We start from the raw sequence: 22,783 nt of genomic DNA, 5'->3' as shown, positions 1-22,783 counted from the left end.
CGTAAGGGAGGACGGGGCGGGACGGCAAGCCCCGCCCCCGAGCGATCACCCGCCCGTGGTCTTCGTACGCTCCTCGTACTGGGCGGCGACCTCGGGCGGCAGGAGGTCGCCGAAATCGGCCGCCTCGTAGAAGGGGCGAATCTCGATCTCGCTTGGCCCCGGCATGGGGTTCGGGCACCGCTTCACCCAAGCGACGGCCTCGTCCATGTCCTTGACCTCCCAAACCCAGTAGCCGGCAACGAGCTCGCGCGTCTCGGCGAAGGGTCCGTCGATGACGGTCCGCCGCGGCCCGTCGAAGGCCACGCGCCTGCCTTGTGACGAGGGCTTCAACCCATCGCCGGTGAGCATGACGCCGGCCTTCATCAGCTCCTCGTTGAACCGTCCCATCTCGGCCAGGGCCTCCGTGGTCGGCAGGATGCCGGCCTCGCTGTCCTCCGTCGCCTTAACCAGAACCATCACGCGCATGGCTTCTCTCCACTGCTACGGCGCAGTCGTCGCGACCCGCCTGACAGAACGACGAACGACGGGGCCCGGGTTCGACATGCCGGAGTGGTGATTCTTCCGCCTGCACGCATGCGCCGTGCATCACACGCCCGAGAGGGGTCGCCGGGGGCGACCCTTCGCGCCCGTTCCTGTCACGCCGCGCTGGCATCGGGCGCGAGCCCGTTGCAGAATGGAGACGAATCCGGCGCCTCCTGGCCGGAGGAACGGACCGAGGAGCGTCCATGTCGCGTGCGGCCTGCCGCTGCGGCGTCTGCTGCATCACCCCGCCGCTGATGCTCGAGAACATCATCGCGCGTGCCCGCCGCCCCTCGCTCAAGCGCTGGGCCGAGGACACGCTCGCCGTTACCCGCACGCTGCGCGAGGCGCGGCTTTCGGAAAGCGCACCCGACCCCGAGCCGGAGATGGCGGCGCGCAAGCGGAGCCTCGGCAAGCAGCGGGCCGTCTATTCCGCCCGGCAGGGGCAGAGCCTTCCGGGGAGCCTGATCCGCCCCGAAGGCGCGCCGCCGACGGGCGACCCGGCCGTGGACGAGGCCTTCGAGGGCGCGGGCATCACCTACGATTTCTTCCGCACCGTGTTCGGCCATAACGGGCTCGACGGCAACGATCTGAGGATGGTCTCGACCGTCCATTACGGGCGTGGTTACGACAACGCGTTCTGGAACGGCAAGCAGATGGTCTACGGCGACGGCGATGGCGAGGTGTTCCTGCGCTTCACCAAGAGCCTCGACGTCGTCGCGCACGAGCTTGCCCATGCCGTGCTCGAGTTCACCGCCAACCTCGTCTACTGGGAGCAGCCCGGCGCGCTGAACGAGCATTTCTCGGACGTGATGGGCTCGCTCACCAGGCAGTGGCACCACAAGGAGAAGGCCGCCGAGGCGGACTGGCTGATCGGCGCCGAGCTCATCGGGCCGGAGCTGAAGCAGCCGCCGGGCGTTGCGCTCGCGCTGCGCAGCCTCAAGGCGCCAGGCACGGCCTATGACGACCCGCTCATCGGCCGCGACCCCCAGCCAGCGCATATGCGCGACCTCTATCGCGGGCATTCGGATTCGGGCGGGGTGCACATCAACTCGGGCATCCCGAACCGCGTGTTCTGGCGCGTGGCCACGGGCTTCGGCGGCTATGCGTGGGAGAAGGCCGGGCGCATCTGGTGGCGCGCCTTCACCGAGAAGGGGCGGATGAGCCAGCGCGCCTCGTTCCGCGAGGCGGCGAAGGAGACGATCGACGTCGCCGGCATCCTCTTCGACGCGAAGGCGGCGAAGCTCGTCGCCGCGGCGTGGGACGAGGCGGGCGTCGTGCCGACCGCCACGCGCAGGAAGGCCGAGGCGCCTGCGCCGAAGCCGAAGAAGCCCGCGCCGAAGAAGCTGCCGGCACCGAAGAAGAAGGCCCCGGCGCCGACGAAATCCCCGCCGAAGAAGGCTCCCCCGAAGAAGCCGCCCTCGAAGAAGCCGCCCCCGAAGAAGGCGCCGCCGCGCAAGGCCGCCTCGGCCCGGGCGGGCACGGGCGCGCGGGCGATCGCGGCACGGTCAGCGAGGGTATCGCGCCATGGCTGAACGCATCGCCTCCGTGACCATCATCCGCTCTGGCGGCGTCGGCGGCATCACGCGGCGGCGAAGCGTCGAGGCCGCCGCGCTGTCCGAGGCGCAGAAGAAGGCGCTGGCCGCCCTCGCCGCCTCCCCGCCCGGCCGCCCCGCCCGCGGGGCCGACCGGTTCAGCTTCGACGTCACCCTCACCTACGAGGGCGGCAAGACCTGCGAGGTGACCGTGCCCGAGGACGCCGTCCCAGAGGCGCTGGCCGAGATCCTGCGCTGAGCATTCCACCGCCGGATTGACCTGCAGCAAGGCGGCCGGCCTGCGGCGCGGTCAGTGTGCCACGGTCATCCGCTCGGGGGCCGGCCATGGCATCGTCGTCGGGCTACGTCCTGTTCAGCCAGACCTCGCGGCCCTTCGGCACGCGCGAGCTCTGGGGTCCCGACGGGCTTCCCGGCACGCTCGCGGGGTCCGTGCCTGGCCTCGTGAACGGCGTCATCACGGACTTTCCCGTCTCCGCCTTCGATGCGTTCCAGGGCACGGAATTCGTGCGCGGCGACTGGGCGCTGTTCGATTTCGTGCCAGGCGGCCAGACGGCGCCCGATGCACCTCTGACCGGCGCGATCGACGCCTCTGCCGTCACGTCGGACGGCCGCGTCTTCGCCGGACCAGCCGGGCCGCGGAACCCCGACGGGGCGTTCGATACCGACCCGGCCGGCGGGGTCTCCATCGTGCTCGCCGACCGCGACTGGAACGGCATCAAGAATGTCGAGGTCGTGCTGACCAACGCCGAGCTCGGCGGCAGCGGATCGGTGCCGGACGTGTTCATCCGCAACATCGTGGACGTACGCGTAAAGCTCGGCGACAGCCTGGCGACGCAAGGCGGCCCGCCGCCTTCCGCCACGCTCGTGATCGAGAACGCCAAGCGCGGCGAGATCGACGCCTCGGAACTCGGTCAGTTGTGGGCGACGGTGTCGTTGGCCTCCAACGAAGAAGGCTGGGGCAACACCTTCGTCATCAAGGCGAACTGGAGCAGCATCACGCTTCTCCCGGGAGACTGGGCCGGCGGCCCCACCGCGCTTGACGGGTTCGGCAGCCTCGTGAACGACGGCAGCCTCACGCACGTCGTCGTCACGATGAGCGGCGATGCCCTGTTCGACGCACGCGCGGTCAACGCGACGACCGATGTCAGGGCGGGGCCCGATGCGGGCTTCCTGTACGAGAACTGGCAACACGTCGGCTACCAGCTGGACGCGGCGGCCAGCGCGCTGTTCGTGCGCTTCGACGCACCCGCGGCGATGGTCGATCTCGGTCTCCGCTTCGCCGTGACGGGGCCACTGCCGCCGATAGGGGCGGTCACGCTCTGGCGCGACGGCGTGGCGATCGAGACCGTCGCCGACGCGTTCAGTACGCTCAGGCCCGAGAGGGATCCTGTGACGGGCGAGCGGTTCGCCACGCTCTCCATCGGCTGGTTGGCGACGCGCAGCTTCGATACGCTGACGGTCGAAGGCCTCGGCGCGCTTGGGGCGCCGATCGCGCAGTCCGGCACCGGCTACCGACCCGGTTGGACGACGTACACGACCGGCATTCCCGACGCATTCGGCGGCGTCGAGCATCATGGCACCGGAAGCCTGCTGGTCGCCGGCGGCGGCAGGGATGTTTTCCGCTACGCCCCTGGCGACAACGTCGACTCCATCTGGCTGTTCGCGAAAGGGCAGGACGTTCTCGCCCTCGAGACACCGGACGCGCGCATCTTCGACTCCGATGCCGGCACCACCGTGATGTTCGGAGGCCAGGACGCCGAACCTTGGGGATGGGTCCCGATCATCGACGAGCGCAGCGGCATCACGCTCGTCGGCGTGCGCGACCTCGCCGTCGGCACCGACATCGTCTTCGTGTGAGGGAGGCCGGCCGTGGCGTCGTCATCGAGCTACATGCTGTTCAGCCAGACCTCGCTGCCTTTCGGCACGCGCGATCTCTGGAGACCCGCGGAGTTGCCTGGCGGCACTGCCGGCACGGTGCCGGGGCTCATCGAAGGCGCCATCGCCGACTTCCCCCTCTCCGCCTTCGACGGCTTCGCCGGAACCGAGTTCGTCCGAACCGACTGGGCGTTGCTCGATTTCGTCGCCGGCGGCCAGACGGCGCCCGACGCGCCGCTCACCGGCGCGATCGACGCCGCGGCCGTGCTGGCCGACGGCCATGCCTTCGCCGGACCGCCAGGCCCGCGGAACCCGGCCATCGACGCCTTCTCGCCCGGCGCGGCCGTGTCCGTCGTACTCGCCGACCGGGACTGGAACGGCATCAAGAACCTCGAGGTGCTACTGACGACCAGAGACCTCATCGCGGCGCCGGCCGGCCCCGCCCCGAACGTGTTCGTGCGCAACGTCGTCGATGTGCGGCTGAAGCTCGGCGACACGCTGTTCTCGGAAGGCGGCGCGCCGGCCGCGGCGGCTGTCGTGATCGAGAACGCCAAGCGCGGGGAGATCGACGCGGTAGAGCTCGGCTTCCTGGACGCATCCGTTTCCTTCGCCTCGAACGGCGCGGCTTGGGGCAACACCTTCGCGATCCAGGGTGCGACGGGGCAGAACCGGATCATCCTCCGCGACGGCGACTGGGCGGGCGGGCCGACGGCGCTCGACGGGTTCCCGGACCTCGTGACCGATGGCGGCCTCACGCGCCTCGTCGCGACCCTCGGCGGCGACGACCTGTTCGATGCAAGCCGCGTCATGGCCGCGATCGACCTTCGCCCCGGCGAGGACGCGGGCGAGATCACCGCGCCATGGGAGGGCGTGCCCTACGAGGTCTTCGACTTTCCTGGCGAGTTCGCCGGCCGGTTCGACGCGCCGACCGCGCTGCTCGACATCGGCGTGTGGTTCGCCGCCCCCACGACGACGCCGGTTGCCGGCGCGGCGACGCTCTGGCGCGATGGCGTGGCGCTCGGGACAATCGATCCCGGCGCAATCGAGGTCTCGCGCTTCGAGGACAACGGGACCGAGATGCTGCTTGTCGCCGTGCGCTGGCTCGCGACGGAGAGCTTCGACACGGTGACGATCGAGGGGCTTGGCGGCCTCGGCGATCCGCTCCGGCAGGTCGGCGGCGGCCACCGGCCGGGCTGGACGGGCTTCGGCGGAACCGACGAGCCGCCTCCCGCCTCGGGCGACGGCACGGGCGACCTGATCGTGGCGAGCGGCGGGGCGGATCTCTTCCGCTACGCCATCGGCACCGCGTCCGCGCAGGGCGGGGTGGCCGGAGATGGGCATGACACGATCTGGGGGTTCGAGAGGGGAACCGACCGCATCGTCATCGAGAACCCAGACGACGTCGCGGTGCGCGTGTTCGACAGCGCCGACGGCACGGTGGTGATGTTCGGCGACGTGGTCGACCCAGGCAGCGGCACGCCCGTCCAGCGGAACGCGATCAGCCTCGTCGGCGCACGCGACCTCGCACTGGGCACCGACATCGTCATCGCCTGACGTCGCCGCCTTCCTTTCGCCCTCCCGCGCCCCCATCTGCCGCGCCGCAGCACGGATGGGAGCCAGGGGATGCAGGAAGTTCTGACGGCGGCAGACGCGCATGGGGAAGACCTGCGCGCAAGGGTGGCTCGGTTCATTCTCCACCCCTGGGCGCAAAGGACGATCATCGCGCTCATCCTCGCCAACGCCGTCACGCTCGGGCTCGAGACCTCGGCCTCGATCATGGCGCGGTTCGGGAGCCTGCTCACCACGCTCGATGCGCTGTTCCTCTGGATCTTCACCGCGGAGATCGCGCTGCGGATCTACGCCCTCCGCGGCCGCTTCTTCCGCGACCCCTGGGGGCTGTTCGACCTCGCGGTGGTGGGGATCGCCTGGGCGCCGGCGACGGGGCCGCTGTCGGTGCTTCGCGCTCTGCGCGTGCTGCGCGTGCTCAGGCTGATCTCGATGATGCCGCGCCTGCGCATCGTGGTCGAAGCGATGCTGCATGCCATTCCCGGCATCGGCGCCGTGGGGCTCCTGCTCGTCATCGTCTATTATGTGTGCGCGGTGATCGCGACGAAGCTGTTCGGGCCGAGCCACCCCGAGTTCTTCGGCACGATCGGCGAGAGCATGTACTCGCTGTTCCAGATCATGACGCTCGAGAGCTGGTCGATGGGCATCGTGCGGCCGGTGATGGAGGCCTCACCCTATGCCTGGGCGTTCTTCGTTCCGTTCATCCTGCTCACCACCTTTGTTGTGCTGAACCTGTTCATCGGCATCGTCGTCGAGAGCATCCAGACGATGCGCAAGGCCTACGATGCGGAGGAGGAGGCGAACGTGACGGCCGAGCTTGCCGCCGAGACCTCCGCCGCGCGGGCCGAGAGCCACCACGACGCGCAGGCGGTGCTGCGGGAGCTGCGCGCGCTGAGGGAGGAGGTGTCGGGGCTGAGGGCGACTTTGGCCAGGGGCGGGTAGAGTCCGAGACGTCTGCCGATCGCAGGATTCCGTCGCAAATCGTCGGTCGTGCGATTACCTTATATGTATGAAGAATGCTTCCTCCTCATCGGTCGTCGTGAAGGACACCAAGACCGGTCGGTTCGTGACCGTGAAGGGCGTCGGCGCACTTGCTGGCAGCGGCTTCAAGGTGCGCTCCGGCGTTGATCTGACCAAGCCCATCGCAAAGCAGGCGTTCAAGGACCCTGCACCGAGGAGCACGGTCGGTCGCGGCACGCCGAAGCGGGCCTGACGCCGGTCAGTGCCGGGGCTACTTCTCGATTCCCACGCTCTGTATTGGCTTGTCAGCGGTGAAGGCACGCTCTCCGAGGGAGCGCTCGTCGCGATCGGCGAGAGCCAGGAAGCCGGCAGGCTGTTCGTCTCGCCGATCACGGCATGGGAATTGACGATCGCTTCCAGGAAGCCCACGCACCGCAATCCACCCCAGCTGGGCGAGGGAACGCCAGAGGCATGGTTCCGGGCGGCCATGAAGGCGACGGGGGCGAGGATTATCGCCGTTCATCACCGGATCGCCTGTGAGGCGGCAGCGGTCGCGCACGAGACCGGGCACAGGGATCCGGGCGACTGCTACCTGATCGCCACGGCAAGGATCCGCAGGATCCCGATCCTGTCGCGCGACCCCGTCATGCATGAGCTTGCTGCGGCGGGCTTCCTGCACGTGATCGGCTGTTGAGCAGCCGCTTCCCACCCCACCCCCCACCACGCTAAAGCCTCCGGCGAGGAGAACCCCCATGGCCCCGAACACCCCCTCGCGCCCCAGACCCGTGATGCTCGTGGTGCTCGATGGCTGGGGCTGGCGCGACGCCTCCGCAGACAACGCCGTCGCGGCCGCGGCCACGCCCGCCTTCGATGCCCTCTGGGCAACCTGCCCCCACGCCTTCCTGCACACCGCGGGGCGTGACGTCGGCCTGCCAGAGGGGCAGATGGGCAATTCCGAGGTCGGGCACCTGAACCTCGGCGCCGGCCGCGTCGTAATGCAGGATCTGCCGCGCATCGATGCCGCGATCGAGGACGGCTCGCTCGCCACCATGCCCCCGCTCGTCGCCTTCGTCGCGGCGATGAAACGGTCGGGCGGCACGTGCCACCTGATGGGGCTTCTCTCGGAGGGGGGCGTGCACAGCCACCAGGCCCATGCGGTGGCGCTCGCCCGCGTTCTCACGGAAGTGGGAATTCCCGTCGCCATCCATGCCTGGACCGATGGGCGCGACACCGCCCCACGCTCCGCCCCCGCGTACCTGCGCCGCTTCGAGGCCGCGCTGCCCGCGGGCGCGCGCATCGCCACCGTCTCCGGCCGCTACTTCGCGATGGACCGTGACCACCGCTGGGAACGCGTGGAGAAGGCCTGGCGCGCCATGGTGCTCGGCGAGGGTGACCGCGCCGCGAGCCCCGAGGCCGCAATCGTCGCCGCGCACGCGAAGGACATCACGGACGAGTTCGTCCCCCCGGCCGCGATCGGCGCCTATGCCGGAATGCGGGACGGCGACGGCATCCTCTCCTTCAACTTCCGGGCAGACAGGGTGCGCCAGATCCTCGCCGCCCTGCTCGACCCCGCCTTCGCGGGCTTCGTCCGCCCGCGCACGCCGCGCATCGCCGCCGCGCTGGGGATGACGGAATACTCCCAGGCGCTGAACAAGCTGATGGGCACGCTGTTCCCGCCGCAGTCGATGGAAGACATCCTCGGCGCCGTCGTCTCGCGTGCGGGGTTGCGCCAGCTTCGGATGGCCGAGACGGAGAAGTACCCGCACGTCACCTACTTCCTGAACGGGGGGCAGGAGACGCCCTATCCGGGCGAGGAGCGGGTGATGATCCCCTCGCCCAGGGTCCCGACCTACGACCTCCAGCCGGAAATGAGCGCGCCGGAGTTGACGGAGAAGGCCGTCGCCGCGATCCGCTTCGGGGCGTTCGACCTGATCGTGCTGAACTTCGCCAATGCGGACATGGTGGGACATACCGGCTCGCTCGCCGCCGCCACGAAGGCGGTCGAGGCGGTGGACCGTGGCCTGGGCGCGATCGCGTCCGCCATCCGCGAGGTGGGCGGCGCGCTGCTCGTCACGGCCGATCACGGCAATGCCGAGATGATGCGCGACCCCGTGACGGGCGGGCCGCACACCGCGCACACGCTGAACCCGGTTCCCGTCCTGCTTCTCGGCGGCCCCGATCGCATGCAGTTGCGTGGTGGGCGGCTCGCCGACGTGGCGCCGACCCTGCTTTCGCTTCTCGGCCTGCCCAAGCCCGCGGCGATGACGGGCGAAACCTTGCTGATCGGTGAGGGTTCTGGCGTGCTCGTGTCCGCCCCGGCCGCGTCCGCTCCTTGATCCTGCGTACCGCGACACTCTAAGGTTCCGGTTCGCTTGACCACGGGAAGCCTGGGCTGGGCGGGGCGGGTGCGATGGCCGTGGGGGCCGCGCCGCGCCGGGCTGGCGGACGACACCGCACAACAACGGAACAGAGCATGAAGGTCTCGCTTCGATCGGCTCTTCTCGGTGCAGGCCTCGCCTTCGCCGTCGGCGCGGTGGCGACAGGGCCGCTCGAGCGGGTGCTCGATCGTCATCTCGGCCTCGCAGCCTTCGCGCAGGAGGGAAGCCGGGCGGAGACCTACCGGCTCCTGTCCCTGTTCGGCGACGTGTTCGAGCGGATCCGCGCCGAGTATGTCGAGCCGGTGGTCGACCGCGACGTGATCGAGGCCGCGATCAACGGCATGCTCACGAGCCTCGACCCGCATTCTGGCTACATGAACCCGCGCACCTTCCGCGACATGCAGGTGCAGACGCGTGGCGAGTTCGGGGGCCTCGGCATCGAGGTCACGCAGGAAGGCGGCTACATCAAGGTCATCTCGCCGATCGACGACACGCCCGCGGCCCGCGCCGGCGTCCGCGCAGGCGACCTGATCACGCACATCGACGGCCAGTCCACCCAGGGCCTGACGCTGAACGAGGCGGTGGAGAAGATGCGCGGGCCGCCGCGCACCGAGATCAAGCTCGGCATCCGCCGCGAGGGCGCGCCGCGCCCGCTCGAGCTCGCCATCACCCGCGACGTCATCCGCATCCAGTCGGTGCGCTCGCGCCTGGAGGGCGACGTCGCCTATATCCGCATCACCAGCTTCAACGAGCAGACCGATGCCGGGCTCCGCCGGGCGATGCAGCAGCTTCGGCAGCAGGCGGGCGGCAACCTCAAGGGCGTGCTGCTCGACCTGCGCAACAATCCGGGCGGGCTGCTCGACCAGGCCGTCGCGGTGTCGGACGATTTCCTCGACCAGGGGGAGATCGTCTCCACCCGCGCACGGCGCACCGAGGACGCCCAGCGCTACAACGCCAAGGCGGGCGACATCGCAGGCGGCCTCCCGGTCGTGGTGCTGATCAATGGCGGCTCGGCCTCCGCGTCCGAGATCGTCGCCGGCGCGATCCAGGACCATCGCCGCGGCGTGGTCATCGGCACGCGCAGCTTCGGCAAGGGCTCCGTGCAGACCGTCATGCCGCTTCCCGGCAACGGCGCCATCCGGCTGACGACGGCGCGCTACTACACGCCGTCCGGCCGCTCGATCCAGGCCACCGGCATCGAGCCCGACGTGGTGGTCGAGGCCCTGAAGGGTGAAGCGCGGGCCGAGGCGCGCGACCGCGAGGCGCAGCTCAACCGTGCGCTGCGCAACGATGGCGGCAACGGCTCGGCCGCCCGCGCGGCCGTGCCCTCCGCCCCGCCGCCACAACTTCCGCCCGGCTTCGCCGAAGGCATCGCGCCCCCCGACGCACCCGCGGCGGACGCACAGGGCCCCGCCGTGGTGTTCGGCGACGTGGCGAAGGACTACCAGATGCGCAAGGGCCTCGAGCTCGTGCGTGGCCTCGCGACGATGCGGCGCGCCTCGAACTGACGGCGCGCTGCGCCGGGACTGAGGGAATGTACCGTCCGCCGCCGCGCGTCTCGGCTGGGATGAAGGCGCTCGCCGTCTTCTGGGCGGTGCTGCTTCTGCTCGGCAGCGCCGGTGCGGCCTGGCTGCAACTTCTTGGCCCTCCGGGCGAACGGGTCGCGGCGGCGCCTGAGCCCGAGCCCGCCCCTCCCCCGCCCGTCGCCTCGCCCGAACCGCCGCGCCTGCCGCCGATGCCCTCCGTCGTCTCGCGCGAAGCCCCGCCCGGCCCCGCCCAGCCGACGCCCGAGACGCCGCTCGCCGTCGCCGAGCCCGACCCGGCGCTGATCGAACGCCTGCGCGAGGGTTCGCTTCCCCGCGTCGCCGATGACGGCCGCGCCGCCTGGCGCACCTATGCACGGCCCTTCGACCAGGCCGACCGGCGGCCGAGGATCGGGCTTCTCGTCGCAGGCCTCGGCATCAGCCAGTCCGCCACCGAGCAGGCGATCGAGCGGCTGCCCGGTGCGGTGACGCTCGCCTTCTCGCCCTATGGGCTTCGCCTTGCCGAGTTCGCGGCCCAGGCGCGGGCGGACGGGCATGAGGTTCTCGTCGGCATCCCGATGGAGCCCGTCGGCTTCCCGCTGAACGACCCCGGGCCCTACGCGCTTCTCACCGGCCTGCCCTGGGGCGAGAACAACCAGCGCCTTCTCTGGGTGCTGTCGCGCTTCCCCGGCTATGTCGGGGCGACCAACGTGCTCGGGCCGACGCTGCGCGGCGAGCGTTTCTCCGCGAGCCCAGAGGCGATGCGCCCGATGCTCGAGGTGCTCGCCACACGCGGGCTGCTCTTCGTCGAGGCGCGGCCCGGCGAGGCGCCGCCGCAGGGGATTCCGGGGCGGGCGGTGGACGTCCTCGTCGACGAACGGCCCGTGCGGGCAGAGATCGAACAGCGGCTGGCCGATCTCGAAAAGCTCGCGCGCGAGCGCGGCGCCGCCCTCGGCCTCTCCGGCTCCAGCCCGCTCGCGCTTGACCGCATCAGCGCATGGGCATCGGGGGTGGAGGCGAGGGGCTTCGTTCTAGCCCCCGTCTCTGCGCTCGCGGGCGAGGGCGGGAGGCAGGCGCAGCGGTGAGCACGCGCCTGGAGCCGCATCTCCTGCCCTACCGGCGCAACGTCGGCGCGGTGCTGTTCAGCCCCGCCGGCCTTGTTCTCGTCTGCCGCCGGGCAGACCTGCCGAACGCGGAGGGTGCGCCCGGCGGCTGGCAGCTTCCCCAGGGCGGCATCGACGAGGAGGAGGACCCCGCACGCGCCGTGCTGCGCGAGCTCGCCGAGGAGATCGGCACCGACAGGGCCGAGGTGATCGAGGAGCACCCCGAGTGGCTGTCCTACGACCTTCCGCCCGAGCTTCTCGGCAGGGCCCTGGGCGGCCGGTACCGGGGGCAGACGCAGAAATGGTTCGCGCTCCGCTTCACAGGCGAGGACCGCGACATCCGCCTCGACGCCGACCCGCACCCCGAGTTCGATGCTTGGCGCTGGACGAGGCTCGCCGAGCTTCCGGGTCTCGCCGTGGGCTTCAAGCGGGCGATCTACGACCGGCTCGCCGCCGACTTCGCGCATCTCGCCAGGCCCTGACCGCAGGCTTCAGACCGCATTAACCGCCGGGCCCCATCCTCGCTCCTTGCCCCATGGGCCGGGATGGTTCCTGATGATCGACGCCGTGACGTGTCTGGCCGCCTCGCACAACCCGGGGCTGGTGCTGCTCGCCGGGCTGATGTGCGTGCTCGGCGCCTTCTCGACCATCCAGCTGCATGCGCGCGGCCTCATCTCGGCGGGGGTGAGCCGCTTCGGGTGGCAGCTCCTCGGCGCCGTCACGCTCGGGGCAACCGTCTGGTGCACGCATTTCATCGCGATCCTCGCCTATGAGCCCGGCGTGGGGGTGAGCTTCGATCCCGTGCTGACCATCGTGTCGCTTCTCGTGCCGATCCTCGGCGCCCTTCCCGGCCTCGCGGTTGCCGGCGCGCGCGGCGCGGACGGGCCGATCATCCTTCCGGCCGTCGGTGGCGGCATCGTCGGGGGCGCGATCGCGGCGATGCACTTCACCGGCATGGTCGCCTACCGGGCCGAAGGCATCGCGACGTGGTGGACGCCCGGCATCGTGCTTGCCACCCTCTCCGCCATGCTGCTTGGCGCCGTCGCCTTCGCGCTCGCCGCGCAGCGGGGGGACGGCAAGCCGAGCCTCCGTGCCGTGGCGGTGTTCGTGCTCGCCGTGCTGTCGCTCCACTTCACCGGCATGGCCGCGCTGACGATCACGCCGCTGCCGCTCTCCGAAGGCAGGATGGGGCACGACACCTTCGTGGCGATGGCCATCGCGATCGCGATCGCCGGGCTGCTCGTCCTCGCCTCCGGCCTCTTCGCCCACCTAATCGACGACCGGGCGCGGCAGGAATCGGTCGAGCGGCTGACCCAGATGGCTTTGACCGACCTGCTCACCGGCCTGCCGAACCGCGCCGCCGCGGGTGAAGCAATGCATGCGGCGATCGACGCGGCCAGGCGCCACGGCACGCGGCTTGCCGTCATCGCGATCGACCTCGACCGCTTCAAGGACGTCAACGACACGCACGGCCACGCCGCGGGAGACGAGGCGATGCGCGTGCTCGCGCGCCGCTTCGCCGTCGCGGCCGGCGAGCACGCGACGCTCGCGCGTATCGGCGGAGACGAGTTCTGCGCGGTGCTGCCCTTCTCCACGCGCGGCGAGCTCGACCGCGCGATAACGCGGCTCGAGGATGCCGCCCGCGAGCCGGTGCCCTGGCAGGAGATCGCCCTCGGCCTCGGCGCGCGCTTCGGCATCGCCTGCTTCCCCGAGGACGGGACGACCGTCGACCAGCTCGCGAGCAACTCCGACCTCGCGCTCTACCGGGCGAAGGCGCAGCCGCTCGTGACGCACTGCTTCTTCGATGCCTCTATGGATGCGGCCGCGCGCGAGCGCCGCGCGCTCGCCTCCGCCCTGCGCGAGGCGCTCGGACAGAATGCGCTCACGCTCCACTACCAGATGCAGGCCTCGGTGCGTGACGGCGAGATCACCGGCTACGAGGCGCTGCTGCGCTGGACACACCCCGAGATCGGCCCCGTTTCTCCGGCCGTGTTCATCCCGATCGCGGAGGAGACGGGGCTGATCCCGCAGCTCGGCGCGTGGGTGCTTCGGCGCGCCTGCTCCGAGGCGGCGGCGTGGAACCACCCCTGGCGCGTGGCGGTGAACATCTCGCCGCTGCAGCTCGCCGACCCGAACCTTCCGGCGATGATCCGCAATGCGCTCGCCGAGAGCGGCCTCGCGCCCGAGCGGCTCGAGATCGAGCTGACGGAAACCGCCATCGTCGAGGACCAGGAGCGCGCGCTCGCCATCCTCCGCGCCATCAAGGCGCTCGGCGTCGGCGTCGCGCTCGACGATTTCGGCACCGGCTACTCCTCGCTGAAGACGCTCAGGAGCTTCCCCTTCGACAAGATCAAGCTCGACCGCTTCTTCGTCTCGGAGATCGAGAGCTCCGCCGAGGCGAAGGCGGTGGTGCGCTCGGTCGTCGCGCTCGGCAAGAGCCTCGACATCGCCGTGCTCGCCGAAGGGGTGGAGCGTCCGGCCCAGCTTGCCATCCTCGTGCAGGAAGGCTGCGACGAGGCACAGGGCTTCCTGCTCGGCCGCCCCTCGCCGCACGTCGCCGAGCCGCCGCGCGACGGCGCGAGCGCCTCGCGAGCCGCCTGACCCTGCCCGTGGCGCGCCACGCCGCGGCGTGATCTGCTCCCCGCTCCGATGCAGAGGCGAGGGAGCGGGCGATGGAGCGGGACGAGGCGGCGGCGCTGGTCGAGGCGGCGGTCGCCGCGGGGAAGGCGAGCTTCCTCGCAACAAGCGGGCGGATCTCGCCGAACATCGGCCTTCTCGCCGAGACGGCGCCGGCGACGTTCGGCGGCTACGGGCTGATGCGCGCCGCAGTGATGCGGGACAAGGCCGAGGGCGCCGCGCTCGATCTCCGCACCAAGGAGCTGATCTTCGTCCTGCTCGACGTGCTCGTGCTGAACGAGGGCGGCGCGGTGGCGCATCTCGAGAACGCGATGCGGCTCGGGCTCACGGTGGAGGAGCTGTCGGAGGGGCTGACGCAGGTGCTGATGGTGGGGGGGATCACGACATGGAACCGCGCCGGCGCTGCGGTGATGCGCCGCGCGGTGGAGATCGCCGCGTCGAAGCCGGCCGCCCCGTGACCGGGCCGGCCGTAACCGGCGGCCTTGCCCCGATCGCCTGAACCGGCCATCGGGCGAACCCTCAGCCGTGTCAGCCGCGCGTGTTCGCGTTCAGCTTGGCTTCCACGGGCGCGGCATTGTCCTGCCGTTCCGCGCGCTGGTCGTTCACATGCCCAACGGCGAGGGCGAGGCCGAGGGCGACGAGACCGAAGACGAGACTGATCGACCTTCTCTGATCGAAAGTGTCCATACAACCATCCTCCCCGCATCATCTGAGCACAGGAAAGGAACCATGGCGCGCATTAATTGCGCATGAATGTGCGCCATGCGGTCATATGAGATCTGCGCGCCAGCGCACAGACGGCGCACGCCGGCGCACGCGAGAGCGTGCCCGGGGCGGGCGGCCCGGGGAGGAAGACGGGAGAGGAAAGCCGGTCAGGCGGCCTGCGCGGTGACGCCGGACGGGGCGGTTCCCCACTCGCGCGCCGCGATCGCCGCGTTGCGCTTCTGCTTGTACTGCACGAAGCGGTAGGCGGCGCGGGCGGAGATGTCCGACAGCCGCCCGCGCGGTGGCAGGCCGACGGCCTTGAAGATCATGCCGACGCCGCGGTCGAAATGCTTCTGGCGGTAGTAGCCCATCGCCTTCGCCATGTAGGCGGCGATGGCGGCGCGCCGGTCATAGGGCGCGCCCTCGGGCTTGTTGGCGCAGTGGAAGGCGAGCGCGAGCTCGTCGTCCTCCGTCTCGCCGATGCGGCCGAGGCCGATCTTCAGCCGCTCGATCACCGAGAGCTTCTCGCGCGCGAGGTAGCGCCGCATGTGGTCATAGAACAGCTTGAAGTGGCGATACTCGTCGGCAGCGATCAGCCGGCAGATCTCGACGAGCACCGGCTCGGTGCTGCCCTCGCCGAGCGCCGTGTAGTAGCTCGACGTACCGGTCTCGACCATGCAGCGGGCGATCAGCTCGCCCGTGCGCGAGCCGCGGACGGAACGGTCCACCTCCGTCTCGATCTTGAAGTCCTTGCGGAAGCGCGCGAAGGCCGCCTGGTAGTCCCAGCCCGGGTCGGCGAGCGTGGCCCAGCGGCCGAGCGCCTCGCCGTGCTGCACCTCCTCGACGGCCCAGTAGCGCGCGGCCCGGCTGAAATCGGGGTCATCGTGGAAGACGTTGCAGAGGTAGTCGGCATAGTCGTCGCCGTTGCGCTCGACCATCGCGGCCGCCTTCACCAGCGGGACGATTTCGGGGTCCACCTTCGAGGGGTCGAACCGGTCCCAGGCGACCTCGTCGATATGCCAGTGCTTCATCTCAGGCCTCCGGCGCGGGCGGTGACGGGGAAGGCCGGAAGAGACGCGCGGATCTTGGCCTCGACATGGCGGTTGCACTTCCCCGGGTACGATGGCCGACGCGGCACGAACCACGGCCGGCCCCGCCGGCCTTGCACCGGCGGACTGCAGTCTCCCCTATGCAATGGGGATTGCGAAAGCCGCGAACAACCCCCCGTGGCAGGAAGGGAACAGCACCGAATCAATCGCTTGCCGGAGCGGGCGGCGCCGCGGAGTGGCGCGGCCGGGAAGCTGTCAGGCCGAGGCCGCCTCGAGCCGCGCGCGGGCGGCGAGCAGCCGCGCCATCGCCGCCTCGCGTGCCTCGACGCTCTCGCCCTTCGCCGCCTCGGCGTAGGCCGCCTCGGCCTCCGCGATGCGCGTGGCCGCGGAGTCGCGCGAGAGGTCGGCAACGGGAACCGCCTCCTCGGCGAGGACGGTGCAGCGCTCGGCGGTGATCTCCGCGAAACCGCCGGCGACGAAGAGCCGGTGCGTGATCGCCCCGCCCTTGTGGATGCGAATCACGCCGCCCTTGAGCGCGACGATCATCGGTGCGTGGCCCGGCAGCACGCCGATATAGCCCTCGGCGGCCGGAATCTCCGCCATCTCCACCTCGTCGGAGAACAGGAGCTGCTCCGGCGAGACGAGCTCGAGCGTGAAGGTCGCCATGGCGTTCTCCCCCTCTCCTGGCTCAGGCCGCCTCGGCCGCGAGCTTCTCGGCCTTGGCCACCGCCTCCTCGATCGTGCCGACCATGTAGAAGGCGCTCTCGGGCAGGTGGTCATACTCGCCGGCACAGATCGCCTTGAAGCTGCGGATCGTGTCCTGGATCTCGACGAAGGCGCCGGGCTGGCCGGTGAACACCTCGGCGACGAAGAAGGGCTGGGAGAGGAAGCGCTGGATCTTGCGCGCGCGCGCGACGATCAGCTTGTCCTCTTCCGAGAGCTCGTCCATTCCAAGGATGGCGATGATGTCCTGCAGCGACTTGTAGCTCTGCAGGATGCGCTGCACCTCGCGCGCGGTGTTGTAGTGATCCTCGCCGACGATCCGCGGGTCGAGCGCGCGCGACGTCGAGTCGAGCGGGTCGACCGCCGGATAGATGCCGATCTCGGTCAGCGCACGCGAGAGCACCGTCGTAGCGTCAAGGTGGGCGAAGCTGGTGGCGGGCGCGGGGTCGGTCAGATCGTCGGCGGGCACGTAGATCGCCTGCACCGAGGTGATCGAGCCCTTCTTGGTCGAGGTGATGCGCTCCTGCAGCGCGCCCATGTCGGTCGAAAGCGTCGGCTGGTAGCCCACCGCGGAGGGGATGCGCCCGAGCAGCGCCGACACCTCGGAGCCCGCCTGGGTGAAGCGGAAGATGTTGTCGACAAAGAAGAGAACGTCCTGGCCCTCCTCGTCGCGGAAGTACTCGGCGATGGTCAGCCCCGAGAGCGCGACGCGGGCGCGCGCGCCGGGCGGCTCGTTCATCTGGCCGTACACCAGCGCCACCTTGGAGCCCGGGCCGTCGAGCTTGATGATCCCGCTGTCGACCATCTCGTGATAGAGGTCGTTGCCCTCGCGGGTGCGCTCGCCGACGCCGGCGAACACCGAGTAGCCACCGTGCTTCTTGGCGACGTTGTTGATGAGCTCCTGGATGGTCACCGTCTTGCCCACGCCGGCGCCGCCGAACAGGCCGATCTTGCCGCCCTTGAGGTAGGGAGCGAGAAGGTCGATCACCTTGATGCCGGTGACGAGGATCTGCGCCTCGGTCGCCTGGTCGACGAACTTCGGCGCCTCGCGGTGGATCGGCAGGGTCTTCGTCGCGTTCACCGGCCCGCGCTCGTCGATCGGCTCGCCGATCACGTTGAGGATGCGCCCGAGCGTCTCGGGGCCGACCGGCATCTCGATCGGGCGGCCGCTGTCGGTCACCTCCGAGCCGCGGACCACGCCGTCGGTGCTGTCCATCGCGATGGCGCGCACGGTGCTCTCGCCGAGGTGCTGGGCGCACTCGAGCACGAGCGTGCGGTCACCTACCTGCGTCGACATGGCGTTGAGGATGTTCGGAAGCTCGCCGGGGAACTGCACGTCCACCACCGCACCCAGCACCTGGGTGATCTTGCCGACGTTGTTGCTTGCCATCGTTCCGCTCTCCACTCGTTCCGCAGCCGGGTGCAGCCTGGGCTCAGACCGCCTCGGCGCCCGAGATGATCTCGATCAGTTCCTTGGTGATGTTCGCCTGCCGCTGACGGTTGTAGTTCAGCGTCAGCCTCGCGATCATGTCGCCGGCGTTGCGCGTGGCGTTGTCCATCGCCGTCATGCGCGCGCCCTGCTCGCCCGCCGCGCTCTCGAGCATGGCGCGGTAGATCTGGATGGCGAGGTTCTGCGGCAGGAGGTTCGCGAGGATCTCCTCCTCCGCCGGCTCGAACTCGTAGAGCGCCTTCGGCCCCACATCCGCCGCCACCTCGCCCGTCTCGGGGATCGAGGCCGGGATCAGCGGCTGTTCGGACGGCACCTGGCTGATCACCGACTTGAAGCGGTTGTACAGCAGGGTGCAGACATCGAACTCGCCGGCGTTCAGCATCGCGGTGATGCGCTGGGCGATCTCGGCGGCGTCGGTGAAGTCGATCCGCTTCTTGCCGACGAAGTTCACCTCGCCGACGATCTGGCGCGCGAACTCTCGGCGCAGGTAGTCGCGCGACTTGCGCCCGACGGTGAGGATCTTCACCGTCTTGCCCTGCTCCTCGAGCGCGCGGATGCGGTTGCGCGCGAAGCGCGAGATCGTCGAGTTGAAGCCGCCGCAGAGGCCGCGATCGGCCGACACGACGACGAGCAGGTGAACGTCCTGCCTGCCGGTGCCGACGAGAAGCTTCGGCGCCTCGGGGCTGCCGGCCACGGCGGTGGCGAGCGCGCCGAGCATGCGCTCCATCCTCTCCGCGTAGGGGCGCGCCGCCTCGGCCTGGCTCTGCGCGCGCTTCAGCTTCGAGGCGGCGACCATCTTCATCGCCTGCGTGATCTTGCGCGTCGACTTCACGCTGTTGATGCGCGTGCGAAGCGTCTTCAGGCTCGGCATCGGTCAGGCTCTCCCGGCTGCCGGTGCGCTCAGGCGAAGTTGCGCGAGAACGCGTCGAGGAACGCCTTCAGCTTCTCCTCGGTCGCGGGCTTGATCTCGCGGTCGTTGCGGATCGCCTCGAGCACGCCGGTATCGGAGGCCCGGAGCTCCGACAGCATCTGCCGCTCGAACCGGCCGACGTCGTTGACCTTCACGCTGTCGAGGTAGCCGCGCGTTCCCGCGAAGATCGACACCACCTGCTCCTCGACCGGGATCGGCGCGAACTGCGGCTGCTTGAGCAGCTCCGTCAGGCGCGAACCGCGGGCGAGCAGCCGCTGCGTCGAGGCGTCGAGGTCGGAGGCGAACTGCGCGAAGGCGGCCATCTCGCGATACTGGGCGAGCTCGAGCTTGATGCGCCCGGCCACCTGCTTCATCGCCTTGATCTGCGCCGCCGAGCCGACGCGGCTGACCGAGATGCCGACGTTCACCGCAGGCCGGATGCCCCTGTAGAAGAGCTCGGTCTCGAGGAAGATCTGCCCGTCGGTGATCGAGATCACGTTCGTCGGGATGTAGGCCGAGACGTCGCCCGCCTGCGTCTCGATGACCGGGAGCGCGGTGAGGCTGCCCGAGCCGTTCTCGGCATTGAGCTTCGCCGCGCGCTCGAGCAGGCGCGAGTGCAGGTAGAACACGTCGCCCGGATAGGCCTCGCGGCCCGGCGGGCGGCGGAGCAGGAGCGACATCTGGCGGTAGGCGACGGCCTGCTTGGAGAGGTCGTCATACGCGATCACGGCATGCATGCCGTTGTCGCGGAAATACTCGCCCATCGCGCAGCCCGAGTACGGCGCGAGATACTGCAGCGGCGCGGGCTCCGACGCGGTGGAGGCGACGACGATGGAGTACTCCATCGCGCCGTATTCCTCGAGCGTCTTGACCAGCTGCGCGACCGTCGAGCGCTTCTGCCCGATCGCGACGTAGATGCAGTAGAGCCTGCGGCTCTCGTCGTCGGTCGCGTTGACCGTCTTCTGGTTCAGGATGGTGTCGATGATGACCGCCGTCTTGCCGGTCTGGCGGTCGCCGATGACGAGCTCGCGCTGGCCGCGGCCGATCGGGATCAGCGAGTCGATCGCCTTGATGCCGGTCTGCATCGGCTCGTGCACGCCCTTGCGGGGGATGATCCCCGGGGCCTTCACGTCGACGCGGCGGCGCTCGGTCGCCTCGATCGGGCCCTTGCCGTCGATCGGGTTGCCGAGCGGGTCGACGACGCGGCCGAGCAGGCCCTTGCCGACGGGAACGTCCACGATCGCGCCGGTGCGCTTCACGAGGTCGCCCTCGCGCACGCCGCGGTCGTCACCGAAGATCACGACGCCGACATTGTCGCTCTCGAGGTTCAGCGCCATGCCGCGCAGGCCGGCGCCGGGGAACTCGACCATCTCGCCGGCCATCACCGAGGCGAGGCCGTAGACGCGGGCGATGCCGTCGCCCACCGAGAGCACCTGGCCGACATCGGCGACGTCGGCTCCCGTGTCGAAGCTCGCGATCTGGCTCTTGAGGATCGCGCTGATCTCTGCCGGACGGATCTCCATGTCAGGCTGCCCCCTTCATGGCCTGTGAAAGCCGCTGCAGGCGGCTACGGATGGAACTGTCGTAAAGGCGCGAGCCGATCTTCACGATCAGCCCGCCGAGGATGGAGGGATCGACGCGCTGGGCGATGCGCACGCGCGCATGGCCCGCGCGGATCAGCGACGCCTCGACCGCGCGCGCCTGCTGGTCGGACAGCGGCACGGCGCTGACGACCTCGGCCGTCTCCTCGCCGCGGCGTGCGGCCAGCAGGGCGCGGAAGGCACCGAGGATGCGCGGCAGCATCGACAGCCGCCGGTTGTTCACGATCACGCCTAGGAAGTTGCGCACCATCGGGTCGAGCCCGGCGCTGTCGGCGATCGAAAGCGCCGCCTTCATCTGCGCCTCGCGCGGGATGCGCGGGTCATCGACCAGGGTGCGGAACTCCGCGCTCTCGCCATACAGCTGCTCAAGACCGTCGAGCGAGGCGGCGAGACGGTCGTACACGCCCTCGTCGCCCTTCTGGCGATACTCGTCCGCCAGCGCGAGAAGCCCGCCCGCATAGCGCGCCGGTACTTCGTCGACCGCCGCGCGCGCATCGCGCGCGAGCTTCATGGCATCGACGATCTCGGCAATACGGGGATTGTCGGAAGGCGGCACGACGGAAGCCTCGACCCGGTTCGCGTTGACGGCCAGGCACGTGGGGGCGCCAAGGCCGCAGGAAATGGCCCTCCGGAGGCAGCCCCCCGAAGGCGCGGGGGAGGTAACACAGGGGATGTGGCGGTGCAACAGGCCGGGGAAGCCGTTTCGCACCCCGCCTTGTCACGGCGCCGGGCCGGGTCGATCCTTCGCCCGCCCCCCAGGAGAGGAAGCCCCATGACCGACATCGCCTTCGCCCCCGCCACGAAGCTCGCCCGGCTGGTCCGCACTGGAAAGGTCGGCGCGAAGGAGCTGCTCGACCACTACCTGGCGCGGGTGGAGAAGCATGACGGGGCGATCAACGCGGTCGTCGTTCGCGACATCGAGAAGGCGAGGAAGCACGCCCGCGCGGTCGACCGTGCCCGCGCCAGGGGAGAGGCGCTGCCTCCGCTCGCCGGCGTGCCGATGACGGTGAAGGAGAGCTTCAACATCGCCGGCCACCCCACCACCTGGGGCGACCCGGCCTTCAAGGACAACATCGCCGCCTGCGACGCGCTCGCCGTGACACGCTTCCGCGAGGCAGGCGCGGTGATCTTCGGCAAGACCAACGTGCCGCTGATGCTGGCCGACTGGCAGAGCTACAACGCCGTGTACGGCACGACCAACAACCCCTGGGACATGACGCGCACGCCGGGCGGCTCCTCCGGCGGCTCGGCCGCTGCGCTCGCCGCCGGCATGACGGGGCTCGAGATCGGCTCCGACATCGGCGCCTCGATCCGCAACCCCGCGCATTACTGCGGCGTGTTCGGCCACAAGCCGACCTGGGGCATCTGCTCGTCGAAGGGCCACACGCTTGGCGCCGTCGCGCAGTCCGACATCTCGGCCATTGGTCCGCTCGCCCGCTCGGCCTCCGACCTCGCGCTCGCGCTCGAGGTGATGGCGGGGCCGGACGAGATCGACGGCGCGGGCTGGGTGCTCGACCTGCCGAAGCCGCGCACCAAGGGGCTGAAGGGACTGCGCGTGGCGGTCATGCCGTCCGACCCGAACGCGGAGGTCGACACACGCTACTCGGCCCTGCTCGAGGATCTCGGAAAGGCGCTCAAGCGCGAAGGCGCAAAGGTGTCGCTCACCGCGAGGCCGGAGTTCGACACGACCGAGATGGCGAAGACGTACATCCTGATGCTCCGGGCGGCGACCTCGGCGCGGATCCCCGACGCGGCGGTGGAGCGCTGGGCGGCGGAAGCGGCGCGGCGCGGCGAGGGCGATGCGAGCTATGTCGCGCTGATGGCGCGCGGCAACACGCTGTCGCACCGCAACTGGCTCAGGCTGAACGAGCAGCGGCACCGCATGCGCCTTGCCTGGGCGGCGTTCTTCCGCGACTGGGACGTGCTGCTCTGCCCCACCGCCGCCGGTGCTGCCTTCCCGCACGACCAGGAGGGCGAGCGGCATGACCGTATGATCGAGGTGAACGGCAGGAAGCAGCCGACGACCGACCAGCTCTTCTGGGCCGGCTATCCGGGCCTGTTCTTCCTGCCAGGAACGGTCGCCCCGCTCGGGCTGATCGACGGGCTTCCGGTCGGCGTGCAGATCGTCGGCGCACAGTACGACGACCGCACCACCATCGCGGTCGCCGGCATGATCGAGAAGGCCTGGCGCGGGTTCGAACCGCCGCCCGGGTACGACGGCTGACGGT

Annotated in this window: 22 protein-coding genes; 14 read left to right on the top strand and 8 right to left on the bottom strand. The window is 70.3% G+C overall.

Annotated features, from left to right (window positions below; genetic code table 11):
• Positions 1-45: 45 nt before the first annotated feature.
• Positions 46-465 (bottom strand): YciI family protein, encoded by a 420-nt coding sequence (locus tag FIF60_RS11720; RefSeq protein ID WP_144186267.1) that lies wholly within the window; start codon positions 463-465, stop codon positions 46-48.
• Between the two features lie 260 nt (positions 466-725).
• Between FIF60_RS11720 and FIF60_RS11715 the strand changes: the two genes are divergently transcribed.
• The 13 genes from FIF60_RS11715 to FIF60_RS11660 all read left to right on the top strand — a co-directional run bounded on the left by FIF60_RS11715 (position 726) and on the right by FIF60_RS11660 (position 14,575).
• Positions 726-2,054 carry a M4 family metallopeptidase gene (locus tag FIF60_RS11715; protein WP_144186266.1) on the top strand — a complete coding sequence of 443 codons (1,329 nt, stop codon included), beginning with the start codon at positions 726-728 and terminating at the stop codon, positions 2,052-2,054.
• The gene (locus tag FIF60_RS11710; protein WP_144186265.1) at positions 2,047-2,313 is read left to right on the top strand and encodes a protealysin inhibitor emfourin; all 267 of its coding nucleotides are present in this window, start codon (positions 2,047-2,049) and stop codon (positions 2,311-2,313) included. The genes FIF60_RS11715 and FIF60_RS11710 overlap by 8 nt, the downstream gene beginning before the upstream one ends.
• An 86-nt stretch (positions 2,314-2,399) precedes the next feature.
• A complete protein-coding gene (locus FIF60_RS11705) occupies positions 2,400-3,932 on the top strand; it encodes a hypothetical protein (protein WP_144186264.1) in 1,533 nt (510 codons plus the stop codon).
• Between the two features lie 12 nt (positions 3,933-3,944).
• The gene (locus tag FIF60_RS11700) at positions 3,945-5,504 is read left to right on the top strand and encodes a hypothetical protein (protein WP_144186263.1); all 1,560 of its coding nucleotides are present in this window, start codon (positions 3,945-3,947) and stop codon (positions 5,502-5,504) included.
• 69 nt (positions 5,505-5,573) lie between these two features.
• Positions 5,574-6,458: an ion transporter gene (locus FIF60_RS11695; protein WP_144186262.1), complete on the top strand. Its 885-nt coding sequence runs from the start codon at positions 5,574-5,576 to the stop codon at positions 6,456-6,458.
• A 97-nt stretch (positions 6,459-6,555) separates the two neighbouring features.
• Complete coding sequence (locus FIF60_RS21585; RefSeq protein WP_158639182.1) at positions 6,556-6,729, top strand: hypothetical protein; 174 nt, start codon at positions 6,556-6,558, stop codon at positions 6,727-6,729.
• Between the two features lie 9 nt (positions 6,730-6,738).
• Positions 6,739-7,170: a type II toxin-antitoxin system VapC family toxin gene (locus FIF60_RS11690; RefSeq protein ID WP_144186261.1), complete on the top strand. Its 432-nt coding sequence runs from the start codon at positions 6,739-6,741 to the stop codon at positions 7,168-7,170.
• A gap of 58 nt (positions 7,171-7,228) precedes the next feature.
• Positions 7,229-8,812: a 2,3-bisphosphoglycerate-independent phosphoglycerate mutase gene (gene gpmI / locus FIF60_RS11685; protein ID WP_239451599.1), complete on the top strand. Its 1,584-nt coding sequence runs from the start codon at positions 7,229-7,231 to the stop codon at positions 8,810-8,812.
• 137 nt (positions 8,813-8,949) lie between these two features.
• Complete coding sequence (locus tag FIF60_RS11680) at positions 8,950-10,362, top strand: S41 family peptidase (RefSeq protein WP_144186260.1); 1,413 nt, start codon at positions 8,950-8,952, stop codon at positions 10,360-10,362.
• A gap of 26 nt (positions 10,363-10,388) precedes the next feature.
• Positions 10,389-11,462, top strand: a complete 1,074-nt coding sequence (locus FIF60_RS11675) for a divergent polysaccharide deacetylase family protein (protein ID WP_144186259.1) — start codon at positions 10,389-10,391, stop codon at positions 11,460-11,462.
• Complete coding sequence (locus FIF60_RS11670; RefSeq protein ID WP_239451598.1) at positions 11,459-11,962, top strand: RNA pyrophosphohydrolase; 504 nt, start codon at positions 11,459-11,461, stop codon at positions 11,960-11,962. The genes FIF60_RS11675 and FIF60_RS11670 overlap by 4 nt, the downstream gene beginning before the upstream one ends.
• A 73-nt stretch (positions 11,963-12,035) precedes the next feature.
• A complete protein-coding gene (locus FIF60_RS11665) occupies positions 12,036-14,081 on the top strand; it encodes a putative bifunctional diguanylate cyclase/phosphodiesterase (RefSeq protein ID WP_204251174.1) in 2,046 nt (681 codons plus the stop codon).
• Positions 14,082-14,152: 71 nt separating this feature from the next.
• On the top strand, positions 14,153-14,575 hold the full coding sequence (locus FIF60_RS11660; RefSeq protein WP_144186257.1) for a carboxymuconolactone decarboxylase family protein: 423 nt from the start codon (positions 14,153-14,155) through the stop codon (positions 14,573-14,575).
• Between the two features lie 70 nt (positions 14,576-14,645).
• Here FIF60_RS11660 and FIF60_RS21580 read toward each other — a convergent pair whose 3' ends face one another.
• The 7 genes from FIF60_RS21580 to FIF60_RS11630 all read right to left on the bottom strand — a co-directional run bounded on the left by FIF60_RS21580 (position 14,646) and on the right by FIF60_RS11630 (position 21,111).
• On the bottom strand, positions 14,646-14,804 hold the full coding sequence (locus tag FIF60_RS21580) for a hypothetical protein (protein WP_158639181.1): 159 nt from the start codon (positions 14,802-14,804) through the stop codon (positions 14,646-14,648).
• A gap of 185 nt (positions 14,805-14,989) precedes the next feature.
• Positions 14,990-15,853, bottom strand: coding sequence for a ferritin-like domain-containing protein (locus FIF60_RS11655; RefSeq protein WP_144186256.1), 864 nt, complete (start codon positions 15,851-15,853; stop codon positions 14,990-14,992).
• A 273-nt stretch (positions 15,854-16,126) separates the two neighbouring features.
• On the bottom strand, positions 16,127-16,537 hold the full coding sequence (gene atpC / locus FIF60_RS11650) for an ATP synthase F1 subunit epsilon (protein ID WP_144186255.1): 411 nt from the start codon (positions 16,535-16,537) through the stop codon (positions 16,127-16,129).
• 22 nt (positions 16,538-16,559) lie between these two features.
• Positions 16,560-17,984: a F0F1 ATP synthase subunit beta gene (atpD, locus tag FIF60_RS11645; RefSeq protein ID WP_144186254.1), complete on the bottom strand. Its 1,425-nt coding sequence runs from the start codon at positions 17,982-17,984 to the stop codon at positions 16,560-16,562.
• 43 nt (positions 17,985-18,027) lie between these two features.
• The gene (locus tag FIF60_RS11640; RefSeq protein WP_144186253.1) at positions 18,028-18,915 is read right to left on the bottom strand and encodes a F0F1 ATP synthase subunit gamma; all 888 of its coding nucleotides are present in this window, start codon (positions 18,913-18,915) and stop codon (positions 18,028-18,030) included.
• Between the two features lie 29 nt (positions 18,916-18,944).
• Complete coding sequence (gene atpA / locus FIF60_RS11635) at positions 18,945-20,477, bottom strand: F0F1 ATP synthase subunit alpha (RefSeq protein WP_144186252.1); 1,533 nt, start codon at positions 20,475-20,477, stop codon at positions 18,945-18,947.
• Between the two features lies 1 nt (position 20,478).
• On the bottom strand, positions 20,479-21,111 hold the full coding sequence (locus FIF60_RS11630) for a F0F1 ATP synthase subunit delta (protein WP_144186251.1): 633 nt from the start codon (positions 21,109-21,111) through the stop codon (positions 20,479-20,481).
• A gap of 216 nt (positions 21,112-21,327) precedes the next feature.
• Between FIF60_RS11630 and FIF60_RS11625 the strand changes: the two genes are divergently transcribed.
• Positions 21,328-22,779, top strand: a complete 1,452-nt coding sequence (locus tag FIF60_RS11625) for an amidase (protein WP_144186250.1) — start codon at positions 21,328-21,330, stop codon at positions 22,777-22,779.
• The last annotated feature ends 4 nt before the right edge of the window (positions 22,780-22,783 follow it).

Source organism: Elioraea rosea, assembly GCF_007644105.1.
In the GTDB taxonomy this organism is placed as follows: domain Bacteria; phylum Pseudomonadota; class Alphaproteobacteria; order Acetobacterales; family Acetobacteraceae; genus Elioraea_A; species Elioraea_A rosea.
Note: the sequence above shows the minus strand (reverse complement) of the source record. Positions and strands in the feature narration are given on the sequence as shown.

Coding starts and splice junctions, on each gene's coding strand:
- FIF60_RS11720 (WP_144186267.1), bottom strand. CDS start 465: ATGCGCGTGATGGTTCTGGTTAAGGCGACGGAGGACAGCGAGGCCGGC.
- FIF60_RS11715 (WP_144186266.1), top strand. CDS start 726: ATGTCGCGTGCGGCCTGCCGCTGCGGCGTCTGCTGCATCACCCCGCCG.
- FIF60_RS11710 (WP_144186265.1), top strand. CDS start 2,047: ATGGCTGAACGCATCGCCTCCGTGACCATCATCCGCTCTGGCGGCGTC.
- FIF60_RS11705 (WP_144186264.1), top strand. CDS start 2,400: ATGGCATCGTCGTCGGGCTACGTCCTGTTCAGCCAGACCTCGCGGCCC.
- FIF60_RS11695 (WP_144186262.1), top strand. CDS start 5,574: ATGCAGGAAGTTCTGACGGCGGCAGACGCGCATGGGGAAGACCTGCGC.
- gpmI (WP_239451599.1), top strand. CDS start 7,229: ATGGCCCCGAACACCCCCTCGCGCCCCAGACCCGTGATGCTCGTGGTG.
- FIF60_RS11680 (WP_144186260.1), top strand. CDS start 8,950: ATGAAGGTCTCGCTTCGATCGGCTCTTCTCGGTGCAGGCCTCGCCTTC.
- FIF60_RS11675 (WP_144186259.1), top strand. CDS start 10,389: ATGTACCGTCCGCCGCCGCGCGTCTCGGCTGGGATGAAGGCGCTCGCC.
- FIF60_RS11665 (WP_204251174.1), top strand. CDS start 12,036: ATGATCGACGCCGTGACGTGTCTGGCCGCCTCGCACAACCCGGGGCTG.
- FIF60_RS11660 (WP_144186257.1), top strand. CDS start 14,153: ATGGAGCGGGACGAGGCGGCGGCGCTGGTCGAGGCGGCGGTCGCCGCG.
- FIF60_RS21580 (WP_158639181.1), bottom strand. CDS start 14,804: ATGGACACTTTCGATCAGAGAAGGTCGATCAGTCTCGTCTTCGGTCTC.
- FIF60_RS11655 (WP_144186256.1), bottom strand. CDS start 15,853: ATGAAGCACTGGCATATCGACGAGGTCGCCTGGGACCGGTTCGACCCC.
- atpC (WP_144186255.1), bottom strand. CDS start 16,537: ATGGCGACCTTCACGCTCGAGCTCGTCTCGCCGGAGCAGCTCCTGTTC.
- atpD (WP_144186254.1), bottom strand. CDS start 17,984: ATGGCAAGCAACAACGTCGGCAAGATCACCCAGGTGCTGGGTGCGGTG.
- FIF60_RS11640 (WP_144186253.1), bottom strand. CDS start 18,915: ATGCCGAGCCTGAAGACGCTTCGCACGCGCATCAACAGCGTGAAGTCG.
- atpA (WP_144186252.1), bottom strand. CDS start 20,477: ATGGAGATCCGTCCGGCAGAGATCAGCGCGATCCTCAAGAGCCAGATC.
- FIF60_RS11625 (WP_144186250.1), top strand. CDS start 21,328: ATGACCGACATCGCCTTCGCCCCCGCCACGAAGCTCGCCCGGCTGGTC.